This window comes from Rathayibacter sp. VKM Ac-2856 (genome assembly GCF_013205055.1).
Lineage (GTDB): Bacteria > Actinomycetota > Actinomycetes > Actinomycetales > Microbacteriaceae > Rathayibacter.
Genome location: NZ_JABMLF010000003.1, coordinates 24,121 through 37,901 on the forward strand (window position 1 = coordinate 24,121; position 13,781 = coordinate 37,901).

Sequence of the window (13,781 nt, forward strand, 5' to 3'; positions counted from 1 at the left end):
TATGCTCGGCTCACCCATGCGCGCGCCCACCCGACCCACGCGACCGATCGCCCTGTTCGCGGCGACCCTGGCACTGCTCGCGGGAGGCCTCGCCGGCTGCACGAGCGCCCCGGTCTCGCAGCCGATCGCCCAGGCGGCCGGCGCCGCCGCGGTCACGGCGTACGACGACGTGCCCGTCACCGCCGATCTCGTCTACGACGAGGCGACCGGGCAGGCGCTCGACGTCTGCTCCCCCGTCGACGCCGCGGCCGGCGCCGCCCTCCCCGCCGTCCTCGTGGTGCACGGCGGCAGCTGGACCCGCGGCGACAAGGCCGACCCGAACTGGCGACCGCTCTGCCAGTGGCTCGCCTCGGAGGGCTTCGTCGCCGCCTCGGTGAACTACCGCCTCGCTCCGGCCGACGTCTTCCCCGCGCAGATCGAGGACGTCTCGGCCGCGCTCGACTGGATCCTCGCGCCCGAGCAGACGGAGCGCTTCGGCATCGACCCGACCCGCGTCGCGGCCTTCGGCGGCTCGGCCGGCGGCAACCTCGTCTCGCTGCTCGGGACTGACGACGCACTGACGGCCGACGGCGCCGGCACCTCGCGCCTCGCCGCGGTCGTCGACCTCAGCGGCCCCGCCGATCTCACGGCGGCCGGCCTCGCCGACGACGACCCGATCATCGGGGTGGGCGCGGCCGTCCGCGGCTACCTCGACTGCGCCGACCTGGCCGACTGCGCCGTCGCCGACGCCGCGTCGCCGATCACACACGTCGACGGCTCCGAGCCGCCCTTCCTGATCGCGCACTCGGAGGGCGAGCGCGTCGCGTTCAGCCAGTCGCAGCGCTTCGCCCGCGCGCTGGACGCGACGGGGGCGAGCGTGGAGTTCGTCGTCGTCCCCGGCACCCGCCACTCGATCGCGATGCTCGACGAGTCCCTCCGCGCCACCGTCGTCGAGTTCCTGCACGCGCAGCTCGACGCCCCGGCTGTGCAGACGCTCTCACTCGAGCCGGCCGAGCCGGCGGCGGCGCCCGCGTCGTGAGCACCGGGATCGTCGTCCGGCTCGAACGGCCGGATCCCGCTGCGCTCGCCGGCCTGCTCGACACCGCGCTCCCGCCGCACGCCCGGCTCCTCGTCGCCCGGGACGGCACGACGCAGCAGCCGATCGGCGTGCTCGCGCTCACCCCCGGCCCCGACGACTTCGCCGAGCTGCTCGCCCTCGAGGTCCTCCCCGGCTCCCGGCGCAGCGGCGCGGCCCGCCGCCTCGTCGCCGCCGCGCTCTCCTACGCGAGCGTCCAGCGCATCCGCACACTCCGCTTCCGCGTCCCGGTCGAGGCGGAGGCGGCCCTCGCCACCGCCCGCGCGCTCGGCTTCACCGAGATCGACGGCTTCGGCGCCCACGTGGGCGACGACTCGGGCGTCTGCTTCGCGCGCTCGGTCTGACGCGGCCCGACCTCAGAGCGCGCGGACCAGCGCGGTCGTCGCCGCAGCCACCAGCACGACGACCACGAGCGGCGCGCGCAGCAGCACCGCCGTCGTGCCCGCCGCGACACCGACCGCCCGGGACGCGGGCGCGGGATCACCGCCGTCGGCCAGTGCCGAGGTCAGCGCGACCGCGACGAGCAGCACGACCGTGCCGCGGTCCAGGAGCCGCTGCGTCGCGGGACCGAGGTCGATCCGGTCGCGCAGCACCGCCCCTCCCCCGCGGAGGGCGAAGCTGCCGACGGCGAGGACGAGGACGCCGAGCGTCACCGCGGCGGTGCTCACCTGCGGCGCCCCGTCATCAGCAGACCGCCGAGTGCCAGCACCGGCGCGAGTCCGAGCGGCACCAGGGGCAGCGCGGTGAGCGCGAGCACTCCGCCCGCGATCGCGGCCGCTGCGGCCCGCCCCTCTCGGAGGGCCGGGAATGCGAGCGCGAGCAGGAGGGCGGGGAAGACCGCGTCGAGCCCGAGCACCGACGGGTCGGGAACGACGGCGCCGAGCAGCGCCCCGGCCAGCGCCCCGAGCGGCCAGGCGGTGAGCACCGCGGCCCCCGAGACCCAGAACAGGGCGCGCCGGCGCGCGACCGTCGCCCCGCCGAGCGCGAGCGCCACCGTCTCGTCGTTCGCGAGGTGCGCGCCGAGGAGCCGGAGCGGCCCGCGCGGCAGGAAGCCGCCGACCGTCATCCCGTAGGGCAGCGCCCGGGCGTTGACGAGCAGCGCGGCCAGCGCCGCCGCGAGCGGTGCGCCTCCCGCGGCCACCACGCCGACGAAGAGGATCTCGGCGGAGGCGCCGAACACCGCGACCGCGAGCAGCAGGATCTGCCAGAGCGGGAATCCGGCGGCGGTCGCGCCGAGCCCGTAGGAGACGCCGACGACCGCGACGGAGGCGGCGACGAGCAGGACGCCCCGGAGGTCTCGGGGGCCGACCGTTCGGAGCAGCGAACGCGCGGTGCTTACAATGAACACGAGGCACATGCTGCCGTCCACCACCGCCGTTCGTCAAGTCGAACGATCGATCCGGAGAGCGAACGATGTCGGACTCCCCCCGCGACCTGGTCGCCTCCGCCCTGCGCCGCGAGCGCGGCCGCCTCGGCCTCAGCATCTCCGAGATCGCGCGGCGCGCCGGGATCGCGAAGTCGACCCTCTCGCAGCTCGAGGCGGGCGAGGGCAACCCGAGTCTCGAGACGCTGTGGGCCCTGGGCAGCGCCCTCGGCGTGCCGTTCTCGCACCTGGTCGAGCCGCCCCGCCGCTCCGTGCAGCTGATCCGCGCCGGGGAGGGCCCGCGGATCGCCTCCGCCACCGCCGACTACGCCGCCACCCTGCTCAGCGCCTGCCCGCCCGGCGCCCGCCGCGACGTCTACCGCATCACCGCCGAGCCGGGAGCGGCCAGGAACTCGGATCCGCACGCCCGCGGCACCGTCGAGCACCTGATCCTCTCGTCCGGCCGCGCCCTGGCCGGGCCGGCCGACGACCCGGTCGAGCTCGCACCCGGCGACTGCCTGTCCTACCCGGGCGACGAGCCGCACGTCTTCGACGCCCTCGAGCCGGGGACGAGCGCGGTGCTCGTCTCGGAGCACGTCTAAGCGGCACCGCTCGTCAGTCGAACGTGCAGGCCGTCTCGTCGGACAGCGCGCGCAGGATCCGGTCGCGGTGGTCCGCGCTCATCGGCGGCAGCGCGTCGGGCGCGAACCAGCCGACCTCGCTCGACTCGTCGTCGGCGACGTGCGCCTCGCCCGAGATGTAACGCGCCCGCAGCACGTGGTCGAGGTACTGCGCGCGGTCGCCGTTCGGGTACTCCATCGGCGGCAGGGTGTGCAGCCGGACGACGCGCTCGACCTCGATCACGACGCCCGCCTCCTCCAGCGCCTCGCGGCACGCGGTGCCGGCCACGGTCTCACCGGGGTCGATGATGCCGGTGACCGCCGTCCAGGCGCCGGTGTCCGCGCGGCGGACCAGGAGGATCTGCCGGACCGGGTCCTCGCGCACGATCACCGCGGTGACGCCGGAGAGCCAGAGCAGCTCGGTGCCCACCTTCTCGCGGAGCCGGAGGACGAACTCGGGGGTGGCCATCGGCGGCGGTCAGCCCGCGAGCGCGCCGGAGTCGAACGGCTCGGGGCGGAAGTCGAAGGCGACCACGCCGGCCGTGTCGAGCAGCGGGCCGACGAGTCCCTTGAACGCGTCGTGCGCCGGATCGAACAGACCGGGGCCGTCGACCGCGGGGCGGCCGATGTAGTAGTTGAGGTCGCCCTCGGACGCGAAGGTCAGCAGGAACGCGCGGTCGAAGCCCTCGCCCGCCCCCTCGGTGCTGAGCTGCGGGCCGTTCTCGATCGACACGATGTAGGGGACGCCGTTGCGGACGCACTCCTCGCCGAGCGCGAGGAACGACGCGATCACGCCGTCCACCTCGGCGACGAGCGCCATCGGCCGGAAGCGGAACAGCACGATGTGGCGAATGGTCCCGGGGCGGTAGTCCGCGGCGACGAAGCGCTCGGGGCCGACCTCGGCGATCGCGCGGGCGGCGCGGTCGGAGCCGCTCAGCCAGCGCGAGCCGATCGTCTCGGGGGCCGCCGCGGCGACCTCCGCTGCCGTGGTGGTCTCTGCTGCTGTGGTCTCGAATCCTGTGTCGCTCATGCCGACGCCTCTCCGGCGCGGGCGGCACGCCGCCGCTCACGATACCCCTCGACCAGGTTGTAGACGACCGGCAGCACGACCAGCGTGAGCACCGTCGAGGACACCAGTCCGCCGATCACGACGATCGCCAGCGGCTGCGAGATGAAGCCGCCGTGACCGGTGATGCCGAGCGCCATCGGCAGCAGCGCGAAGATCGTCGCGAGCGCCGTCATCAGGATGGGCCGGAGCCGCCGCTCGGTGCCGTGCAGCAGCGCCTCCCGCACGGGCATCCCCCGATCGCGGTACTGGTTCACCAGGTCGATCAGCACGATCGCGTTGGTGACGACGATGCCGATCAGCATCAGCACGCCGATCAGCGACGGCACGCCGAGCGGCACGCCGGTGAGCACCTGCAGCAGGATCGCTCCGGTCGCCGCGAACGGCACCGACACCAGCAGCAGCAGCGGCTGCAGGAGCGAGCGGAACGTCGCGACCATCACGACGTAGACGATCAGGATCGCCACCAGCAGCGCGATCCCGAGCTGCGAGAACGCGTCGCTCTGGTCGGCCGTGACGCCGCCGAGCGAGGCGGAGACGCCGGCCGGCAGCTCCGTGTCGTCGATCGCACTCTGCACCGCCGCGTTGGCCGAGGCCAGGTCGTCGCCCTCGGGCGTCACCGTGATGGTGGAGGTGCGCTGCCCGCGCTCCGTGGTGATGCTCGCGGGCCCGTCGGTCTGCTCGACGACCGCGAGCGAGGAGAGCGGGACCGCTCCGGTGCGCGTCGGGATCTCGAGCGCCGACAGCTCGTCGAGGGTGGCCGGCGGCTGCGCCTCGGCGAGGTAGACCGAGAGCGTGCGGTCGTCGATCACGACGCTGCCCGTCTGCGTCGGCTGCAGCGCCTGGCTGACCAGGGTGCCGACCGCGACCTCGGTGAGCCCGGCGTCCGCGGCGGCGGCGCGGTCGACCCGCACGGCGATGTAGGGCAGCGAGGAGGAGAGGTTGCTCTCCGCCTGGCTGATCCCGTCGGTGCCGCGCAGCGCCTCGAGGAGCGCGTCGTTCGCGCTCTGCAGGTCGCCCTGCGAGGCCGTCGAGAGGTCCACCTCGATGTTCGACGAGGCGCCGAAGCCGGAGGACGCGGCGACGCTGATGTCGTCGGCCGCGGCGACCGAGCCGAGCGCCGTGCGCACCTCCGTCTGCACGGCCTCCTGATCGGCCGACTCGTCGGTCGTGACCGAGTAGCGGATCGAGGTGCCGCCGCCTCCGCCGCCGAACGCGCTCTGCAGCCCGCCGCTCGCGGAGCCGATCGAGAGCTGCACGGTCTCGACGCCGTCGACGTCGAGGATGGCCGCGCTCGCCTGCTGGGCGGTCGCGTCCTGGGCGTCCAGGCTCTGGCCGTCGGGCACGGTCTGCGTGACGGTGAAGGTGTTCTGGCCGCTCGCGCCGAGGAAGTTCGTCTTCATCAGCGGGTAGAGCGCGCCGGTGCCCACGAGCACCAGCAGCGAGAGCAGGACGGTCGCGACGGAGTGCTTCAGGGTCCAGGCGATGACCGGGCCGTAGACCCGCTGCAGTCCGGACGCGCGGCGCGGGCCCGCCTTCGCGCTGTGGCGGGCGTGCTCGGGCGCGGCCTCCGGGGCCGGCGCGACCGTCTCGCCGGCGGCGCCGCGCTCCTCGGCGAGCGCCGCCTGCGCCGCCTCGCGGACGCCCGGGCGCTTCGAGGGCCGGAGGAACCAGTACGCCAGCACCGGCACGATCGTCAGCGCGACGATCAGCGACGCCAGCAGCGCGATCGACACCGTCAGCGCGAACGGCCGGAACAGCTCGCCGGTCGTGCCGCCGACGAACGAGATCGGCAGGAACACCGCGACCGTGGTGATGGTCGAGGCGGTGATCGCGCCCGCGACCTCGCGCACCGCGACCGCGATGGTCGCCGCGCGCTCCTCCCCCGCGTCGAGGTGCCGCTTGATGTTCTCGATCACGACGATGGAGTCGTCCACCACGCGGCCGATCGCGATCGTCAGCGCGCCCAGCGTGAGGATGTTGAGCGTGTAGCCCGCGGTCTGCAGGCCGATGAAGGTGATCAGCACCGAGGTCGGGATCGAGATCGCGGTGACCAGCGTCGACCGCACCGAGAGCAGGAACAGCAGGATGACGAGCACCGCGAAGACGAGGCCGAGCGCCCCCTCCTGCGCGAGCGACTCGATCGAGTCCTGGATGTAGGGGGCCTGGTCGAAGACCGAGGTGAAGGCCGCGTTCTCGCCCAGCGACGCCTCGAGGTCGGGGAGCAGCGCGGAGACGCCGGTCGAGACGTCGACCGTGTTCGCCGCGGGCAGCTTCGTGATGGAGAGGGTCAGCGCGGGCTGGCCGTTGACCCGCGAGATCGAGGTGATCGGGGCGTCGGTGACGGCGACGGTGGCGACGGAGCCGAGGGTGGGGGCCGCGGCGGGCGCGGTGGGGGCGAGGGCCGAGGCCGCCGCTGCGGAGGCCGCCGACGGGATCAGCGGCAGTGCCGCGATCGCGTCCGTCGAGTCGAGCTTGACGCCGGACTGCACCGAGAAGGTGCTGCCGTCCTGGGTGATCTCGCCGCCGGCGACCAGAACGCCGTTCTGCTGCAGCGCGGTCCGGATGTCGGCGGCGGACAGGCCGGCCGCGGCCAGCGCCGCGTCGTCGGGCGTGATGGTGACGCGCTGGGCGCTCTCGCCGACCAGGGCGACCTCGCGGACGCCCTCGACCTTCTCCAGGTCCGGGATGACGCTCGTGCGCAGCCGGTCGGCGAGCGCCTTCGCGTCGCCGTCGCTCGACACGGCCAGCTGCAGCACCGGCAGGTCGTCGAACGAGCCGGTGACGACCTGCGGATCGACGCCCTCGGGCAGCGCGGTGCGGATCCGGTTGATCGCCTGGAGGATCTTCTGCTCGGCGGTCGCCAGGTCGGTGCCGTAGGTGAAGGAGGCCGAGATCAGCGACGAGTTCGTCGACGAGGTCGCGCTCGTCGACTCGAGGCCGGGCACCCCCTGGATGGCGGTCTCGATCGGCGTCGAGACGTCGTCGTTGACCACCTCCGGAGCGGCTCCCGGGTAGCTCGAGATCACCGCCAGCTGCGGGAAGGAGATCGACGGCGCGAGCTCCTGCTTCAACCCGGTGAGGGCGACGCTGCCGAAGACGGCGACGACGACGGTGACGAGCGCGATGAGCGCCCGGTTCTTCATGCTGAGGACCGCGAGGAGATGCACCCTCCGAGTCTTCCATCAGCCGGCTGAGGAACGGACGAGGGGCCCCGGACCGGGGGTGAAGGCTCAGATCACATCGGCGAGGCTCAGACCCCGTCGGCGAGGCTCAGACCACGTCGGCGAGGTAGCCGGTGTCGGCCGCCGGGTGGCGCGCGACCTGGCCCCAGGCGACGGCGAGCGCCTCGACGGCCCGGTCGGTCGTCTCCGGCGAGTAGCCGATCGGGATCCGCAGGAACCGCTCGAAGGCGCCGTCGATCCCGAAGCGCGGACCGGCGGTGATCAGCAGGCCCGAGGTGCGGGCGGCGAGCGCCAGCTGCGAGCTCGCGGGGCGGCCGAGGCCCACCCAGGTGGACAGCCCGCCAGAGACCCGGGGGACGCTCCACTCCGGGATCGCGCGCGCGAGCGCCGCCTCGAGGTGGTCGCGGCCGGCGCGCAGCTGCTCGCGGCGCAGCTCCAGCACGCCGTCCATCCGGCCGAGCATGTCGGCGACGAGGAGCTGCTCGAGGATCGGGCTGCCGAGGTCGCCCGCCGAGCGCGCGGCGACCAGCTTGCGGATGATGCTCCGCTCGGCGCGGACCCAGCCGATGCGGATGCCGCCCCAGAGCGTCTTGCCGACCGAGCCGATCGAGATCACCGTGCCCTCCGGTCCGTAGGACGCGAATGGGAGCGGCGACATCCGCCGGTCGATGTCGAGCTCGGCGGTGGTCTCGTCGGCGATGATCAGCGTGCCCTGGCGGGCCGCCGCGGCGATCGCGCGCTCGCGCAGGTCGACCGCCATCGAGCGGCCGGTCGGGTTGTGGAAGTCGGGCATCAGGTAGGCGAGGGTCGGGCTCGTGCCGCGGATCGCGGCGATCAGCCCCTCGCCGTCCCAGCCGTCGGCGCCGTCCACGTTCACCGGGACGAGCCGGGCGCCGGCGAGCCGCAGCGCCTCGTAGGCGTGCGGGTAGGTCGGCGCCTCGATCAGCGCGCGGTCGCCGCGGGCGAGCAGGGTGCGGGCGACGAGCGCGATCGCGTGCTGCGCGCCGATGGTGACCATGATCTGACCCGGCTCGGTCCGGAGCCCGCGCCGGGTGTACCGCTCCGCGATGGCGCGGCGCAGCAGCGGCAGGCCGACGGTGTCGTAGGAGCCGTCCTCGAAGTACTCCGGCGCGAGGCGCGCGGCGCGGGCGTAGGCCTCCGCCAGCTCGGGCACGGCGGGCAGCGCGGCCTTGGTGAAGTCGACGAAGTCGGAGGCGAGGGTGGGCACGGCGTGCACCGCCGCCCCGGGCAGGCGCGTGACGCTCCCGGAGCCGCGGACGCTGACGAGGTAGCCGCTCTCGCGCAGCTCTCGGTAGGCGGCGGCCACGGTGGTGCGGCTCACGCCGAGCCGCGCCGACAGCTCGCGCTCGGCCGGCAGGCGGCTGTCGGCCGGGATGCGGCCGTCGATGCTGAGCAGCCGGATCCGGTCGGCGAGCGCGAGGTACGCGGGGCGCGTGCCGCGCTGCTCGCGCCAGTCGCCGAGGAGGGTCTGCAGGGCGCGCACGCCGAAGTGGACATCAGCCATGCGTCCAAGATAGCCGGATTGGACCGCGCGAAGGAGGCCACTCCTGCGATGGGATGCTTGACATGACGATCACCGCGCCCCTCGCCGTCCCCGCTCCCCCGGTGAGCCAGTGGCGGATCCGCCCCGTCCCGCGGCTGCTGGTGGGGCTCGTGCTCTACGGGTTCGCCGACGCGATGATGATCCGCGCCTCGATCGGCGTGGACCCGTGGACCGTCTTCGCGATGGGTGTCTCGCGCCAGACCGGACTGGGGATCGGACTGCTCACCAACGTGATCGGACTGCTCGTCCTGCTGCTGTGGATCCCGCTGCGGCAGCGACCAGGGCTCGGCACCGTGCTGAACGTCCTGGTGGTCGGCACGATGATCGACGTCGGGATCCACCTGCTCCCCGTCCCCGCCGAGTGGTGGGGGAAGGCCCTGCTGTTCGCCGGCGGACTGCTGCTGCTGGCGGTGGCGAGCGGGATCTACATCGGCGCCCGCCTCGGCCCCGGCCCCCGCGACGGCCTGATGACCGGCCTGCACACCCGCTTCGGCGTCCCGATCTGGGCGGCCCGCGGCGGCGTCGAGCTCACCGTGCTCCTGATCGGCTGGGCCCTCGGCGGCGACGTCGGCCTCGGCACCCTCGCCTTCGCCCTCCTGATCGGGCCGCTCTGCTCCGTGACGCTCCCGCTGCTCGGCGTCCGCCGGCACTGAGCTGTTCGAGCCGGCCGCGGAGCGGGCGCCGCACATGCCGATCCAGCCGGCCGCGGAGCGGACCCCGGACATGCTGATCGAGTAGCCCGCGCAGCGGGCGTATCGAGATCCACCGTGGTGCAGAACGGTGGGTCTCGATACGACCCTGCGGGGCTACTCGACCAGCATGCGGACCGCACAACGTCAGCTGACAGGAGGCGGCCTCCCCCATCAGAGGAGGGCACCCCTTCTCAGCTGACGTTGTGCGGCGCCGAGCCCTCGCATGCCGATCGAGCCGGCCGCGGGGCGGAACCGGGCATGCTGATCGAGCAGCCCGCGCAGCGGGCGTATCGAGATCCGACGTGCAGACACGTGGGTCTCGAGACGCCCCTGCGGGGCTACTCGACCGGCATGCGCTCGCTAGCGCTTCGCGCTCAGCTCCGCGCGGGTGCGCTCGGCCTCGTCCGAGTCCTGGATGGAGGCGATGCCCTCGGTGATCGAGGTGCCGGAGGCGGGGGCGTCGTGGTCGTCCGCGCCGAGGCTGGCCTCGTCGAAGGGCAGGCGGCCGCCGAGCACCTCGCGGACCTGGCCCATGTCGATCTGCTTCGTCCAGGTGCCGACGAGCAGGGTGGCGACCGCGTTGCCCGTGAAGTTGGTGACCGCGCGGGCCTCCGACATGAAGCGGTCGATGCCGACGATGACGCCGACGCCGTTGACCAGGTCGGGGCGGAAGGACTGGAGACCGCCGGCCAGCGTGGCCAGCCCGGCGCCGGTGACGCCCGCCGCGCCCTTGGACGCGACCATCATGAAGAGGAGGAGCCCGATCTGCTCCGGGACCGACATCGGGGCGCCGGTCGCCGAGGCGATGAAGAGCGAGGCCATCGTGAGGTAGATCGCGGTGCCGTCGAGGTTGAACGAGTAGCCGGTCGGGACGGTGATGCCGACGACGGGCTTGGAGACGCCCAGGTGCTCCATCTTGGCGATCAGGCGGGGCAGAGCGGCCTCGGAGGAGGAGGTGCCGACGATGAGCAGGTACTCGCGGCCGAGGTACTTCATCAGCGAGAAGATGCTCACGCCGGTGACCAGGCGCAGCAGCAGGCCGAGGATGACGACCACGAAGATCGCGCAGGTGAGGTAGAAGCCGATCATCAGCGTGGCGAGGGCGACGACAGCGCCCCAGCCGGTCTTGCCGACGACCGCGGCGATCGCGCCGAACGCGCCGATCGGGGCGACCCAGAGCACCATCGAGAGGATGCGGAAGACCAGCACCTGGAGCTGCTTGATCGCGCCGAGGATCGGCTGGCCCTTGGCGCCCATCTTCTGCAGCGCGAAGCCGACCAGGAGGGCGACGAAGAGCGTCTGCAGGATGCTGCCGTCCACGAGCGAGGAGAACAGCGAGACAGGGATGATCCCGAGGATGAAGTCGCTGGTCGACTCGGCCTTGAGGTCGCTGGTGTCGTAGGTGGCGCTCGAGATGTCGAGGCCCTCGCCCGGGTGCAGGATGTTGCCGACGACGAGGCCGATGGCCAGGGCGAAGGTCGACATCACGATGAAGTAGCCGAGCGCGAGCCCGCCGACCTTGCCGACGGTCGCGGCCTTGGCGATCGAGCCGATGCCGATCACGATCGTGCAGAAGATGATCGGCGCGATCATCATCTTGATCAGCCCGACGAACGCCTTGCCCACGGGCTCGAGCGTCGCGGCGAAGGCGGGGGCGACCAGGCCGACGATCACGCCGGCGACGACCGCGATGATCACGGCGATGTACAGCCAGTGGTTGCGGTCGATCCGCCGGCGGGTCTTCAAGGGGGTGAGGGAGGGGCTGAGCCGATCGGGGCCGCCGGGCGTCTTCGCCATGCGCATGTCCTGTCTCTTCATCGAGCTGGGAGGGGGTACGACGATGCTCGCCCCCGCGGGCCGCCCGCCGGAGGTTGCGTTCATACTGTTCACGAACGCGCACGGACGAGGAGGTCGAATGCCCGCAGCGAGCCCCCGCGGCAGCATCGCCGCCCGCCTGTTCGCGGTGCAGCTGGTCTGCATCCTCGTGCTCGGCGCGGTCGCCGTCCTGGTGCTCGCCCTCGACGCCCGGGCACGTGCGGGCGACGACGCGGCCGCGCGGAGCCTCGTGGTCGCGCGCACCGTCGCCGACAACCCGTTCGTCCTCGCCGCGGCGGAGAGCGCCGATCCGTCCGCCACCCTCCAGCCCTACGCGGAGGAGGTCATGGCCGACACGGACGTCGACTTCCTCACGATCATGAACCCCGACCGCACCCGGTACACCCACCGCGACCCCGCCCGGATCGGCCAGCCGTTCATCGGCACCATCACCCCGGCGCTCAGAGGCGAGACCTTCACCGAGACCTACACCGGCACCCTCGGCCCCTCGGTGCGCGCTGTCGCCCCGATCGAGGACGCCGACGGCACGATCGTCGCGCTGGTCTCGGCAGGCGTGACCCTGAGCCGCGTGGACGCCTCCTTCCTCCCCCGCCTGCAGGTCGTCGCCGGCGGCGTGCTCGGCGCGGTGGCGCTCGGCGGCATCGGCTCCTGGCTGCTCGCCCGCTACCTCCGCCGGGTCACGGGCGGCCGCGGCCCGGAGCAGATGAGCCAGGTGTTCGCGTACTACGAGTCGGTGCTGCACTCGGTGCGCGAGGGCCTGCTCCTCGTCGACGACCGCGGGCGGCTGGTCCTCGCGAACGACCACGCGCTCGAGCTGCTCCGGCTCGAGGGCGTGTCGATCCCGGTGGCCGTCGACGCGCTCGACCTGCCCGAGGCGCTCCGCTCGGTCCTGCTCGCCGATGTGCCGGTCGCCGACCGGGCGGTCGTGGTGCACGAGCGGATCCTGGTGGTCAACGGCCGGCCGGCCGCCTCCCCCGGCGCGAGGCCGCTCGGCACCGTGACCACGCTCCGCGACCGCACCGAGCTGCAGCGGGTCTCGGGCGAGCTGGAGTCGATGCGCACGCTCTCGGACGCGCTGCGCTCGCAGACCCACGAGTTCTCGAACCGCCTGCACACCATCGCCTCGCTGATCGAGCTCGGGCGGCCGGAGGAGGCGCTCTCCTTCGCGGCCGGCGAGCTGAACCTCAGCCAGCGGCTCGCCGACCGGGTGCTCGGCTCGGTGCAGGAGCCGGTGATCGCCGCGCTGCTGCTCGGCAAGGCCGCGCAGGCCCGCGAGCGCGGGGTCGAGCTGCACCTCGAGACCCACCTCGAGCCCGGCGCGCAGGGCTTCGAGCCCGGCGACCTGGTGACCGTGCTCGGCAATCTGATCGACAACGCGCTCGACGCGGCCGCCTCCTCCGCCGCCGACCGCGAGCCCTGGGTCGAGGTCTACCTCGGTCTGACCGACGCCGCGGGCACCGAGGGCGCCGAGCTGGTGCTGCAGGTCTCCGACAGCGGACCGGGCGTCGCCGAGGCCGCCGACGTCTTCGCCCGCGGCTACTCCACCAAGGAGTCGGACGCGTTCGGCCGCGGCATCGGCCTCGCGCTGGTGCAGCAGGTGGTGCAGCGGCTCGGCGGGAGCATCGAGGTGTCGCGGCACGTCGGCGCGGTCTTCACGGTGCAGCTGCCGCTGCGGGACCCGGCCGGGGCGACCCGGTGACCACCGCCCCGATCCGCGTCCTCGTCGTCGAGGACGAGCCGCTGACCGCGAGCGCCCACGCCGACTACGTCCGCCGCGTCGAGGGCTTCGAGGTCGCCGCCGTCACGGGCAGCGGGGCGGAGGCGATCCGCGCCCTGCGCGCCGACCCCGGGATCGCGCTGATCCTGCTCGACATGAACCTGCCCGACATGGGCGGCCTCGACCTCTGCCGCGCCGTCCGCACGGCGGGCCTGGACGTCGACGTGATCGCGATCACCGCCGTGCGCGACGCGGCCGTGGTGCGCGCCTCCGTCGCCGCGGGGATCGTGCAGTACCTGATCAAGCCGTTCGTCTTCAGCGTCTTCGCCGCGAAGCTCGCCAGCTACCGCTCCTACCGGGAGCGGATGCACGGCGCCGACGTGGCGAGCCAGCACGAGGTCGACGGCGCCTTCGCGGCGCTGCGGACCTCCAACGCGCCGGGGCTGGCCAAGGGCCTCTCGGCCGAGACGCTCGACGCGGTGACCGCGCTGCTCGGCCCGGACGGCCTCTCCGCGGGCGAGCTCGCGGCGCGCCTGGACGTGTCGCGCGTCACCGCCCGGCGCTACCTCGAGCACCTCGCGGACTCGGGCGTCGCCGAGCGCGCGCCGCGCTACGGGTCGCCGGGGCGGCCCGAGCTGGAGTACCGGCGGGTGTGAGCTGCCG

Annotated in this window: 13 protein-coding genes; 6 read left to right on the forward strand and 7 right to left on the reverse strand. The window is 73.6% G+C overall.

All coding sequences use genetic code 11. The features are described 5' to 3' along the window. Positions 1-16 precede the first annotated feature (16 nt). Positions 17-1,018: an alpha/beta hydrolase gene (locus HQQ82_RS10610; protein ID WP_173233048.1), complete on the forward strand. Its 1,002-nt coding sequence runs from the start codon at positions 17-19 to the stop codon at positions 1,016-1,018. Then, positions 1,015-1,419, forward strand: coding sequence for a GNAT family N-acetyltransferase (locus HQQ82_RS10615; RefSeq protein WP_173233050.1), 405 nt, complete (start codon positions 1,015-1,017; stop codon positions 1,417-1,419). Before HQQ82_RS10610 ends, HQQ82_RS10615 begins: the two co-directional genes overlap by 4 nt. A gap of 12 nt (positions 1,420-1,431) precedes the next feature. On the opposite strand, the gene HQQ82_RS10620 is transcribed toward HQQ82_RS10615, so the two are convergent. Beyond that, complete coding sequence (locus tag HQQ82_RS10620; RefSeq protein WP_173233052.1) at positions 1,432-1,743, reverse strand: AzlD domain-containing protein; 312 nt, start codon at positions 1,741-1,743, stop codon at positions 1,432-1,434. Continuing rightward, positions 1,740-2,447, reverse strand: coding sequence for an AzlC family ABC transporter permease (locus tag HQQ82_RS10625; RefSeq protein ID WP_367948279.1), 708 nt, complete (start codon positions 2,445-2,447; stop codon positions 1,740-1,742). The genes HQQ82_RS10620 and HQQ82_RS10625 overlap by 4 nt, the downstream gene beginning before the upstream one ends. Positions 2,448-2,488: 41 nt before the next feature. On the opposite strand from HQQ82_RS10625, the gene HQQ82_RS10630 reads away from it, so the two are divergent. Next, a complete protein-coding gene (locus HQQ82_RS10630) occupies positions 2,489-3,040 on the forward strand; it encodes a helix-turn-helix domain-containing protein (RefSeq protein WP_173233056.1) in 552 nt (183 codons plus the stop codon). Between the two features lie 13 nt (positions 3,041-3,053). Here HQQ82_RS10630 and HQQ82_RS10635 read toward each other — a convergent pair whose 3' ends face one another. The 4 genes from HQQ82_RS10635 to HQQ82_RS10650 form a co-directional block, all read right to left on the reverse strand. Further along, entirely contained in the window at positions 3,054-3,527 is a 474-nt protein-coding gene (locus tag HQQ82_RS10635) for an NUDIX domain-containing protein (RefSeq protein WP_173233057.1), read from the reverse strand. A 9-nt stretch (positions 3,528-3,536) separates the two neighbouring features. Then, positions 3,537-4,088 carry a Dabb family protein gene (locus HQQ82_RS10640; protein WP_173233058.1) on the reverse strand — a complete coding sequence of 184 codons (552 nt, stop codon included), beginning with the start codon at positions 4,086-4,088 and terminating at the stop codon, positions 3,537-3,539. Next, positions 4,085-7,294: an efflux RND transporter permease subunit gene (locus tag HQQ82_RS10645; RefSeq protein WP_173233059.1), complete on the reverse strand. Its 3,210-nt coding sequence runs from the start codon at positions 7,292-7,294 to the stop codon at positions 4,085-4,087. Before HQQ82_RS10645 ends, HQQ82_RS10640 begins: the two co-directional genes overlap by 4 nt. Before the next feature lie 103 nt (positions 7,295-7,397). Beyond that, positions 7,398-8,834 (reverse strand): PLP-dependent aminotransferase family protein, encoded by a 1,437-nt coding sequence (locus tag HQQ82_RS10650; RefSeq protein ID WP_173233060.1) that lies wholly within the window; start codon positions 8,832-8,834, stop codon positions 7,398-7,400. A 173-nt stretch (positions 8,835-9,007) separates the two neighbouring features. Between HQQ82_RS10650 and HQQ82_RS10655 the strand changes: the two genes are divergently transcribed. Then, positions 9,008-9,526, forward strand: a complete 519-nt coding sequence (locus HQQ82_RS10655) for a YitT family protein (protein ID WP_173233813.1) — start codon at positions 9,008-9,010, stop codon at positions 9,524-9,526. Positions 9,527-9,925: 399 nt separating this feature from the next. Here the strand turns inward: HQQ82_RS10655 and HQQ82_RS10660 are convergent, their stop codons facing one another. Beyond that, on the reverse strand, positions 9,926-11,362 hold the full coding sequence (locus HQQ82_RS10660) for a cation:dicarboxylase symporter family transporter (RefSeq protein WP_173233061.1): 1,437 nt from the start codon (positions 11,360-11,362) through the stop codon (positions 9,926-9,928). A gap of 118 nt (positions 11,363-11,480) precedes the next feature. Here HQQ82_RS10660 and HQQ82_RS10665 point away from each other — a divergent pair, with 118 nt between their 5' ends. Beyond that, the gene (locus tag HQQ82_RS10665; protein ID WP_173233062.1) at positions 11,481-13,100 is read left to right on the forward strand and encodes a sensor histidine kinase; all 1,620 of its coding nucleotides are present in this window, start codon (positions 11,481-11,483) and stop codon (positions 13,098-13,100) included. Next, positions 13,097-13,774 (forward strand): response regulator, encoded by a 678-nt coding sequence (locus HQQ82_RS10670; RefSeq protein WP_173233063.1) that lies wholly within the window; start codon positions 13,097-13,099, stop codon positions 13,772-13,774. Before HQQ82_RS10665 ends, HQQ82_RS10670 begins: the two co-directional genes overlap by 4 nt. Positions 13,775-13,781 lie beyond the last annotated feature (7 nt).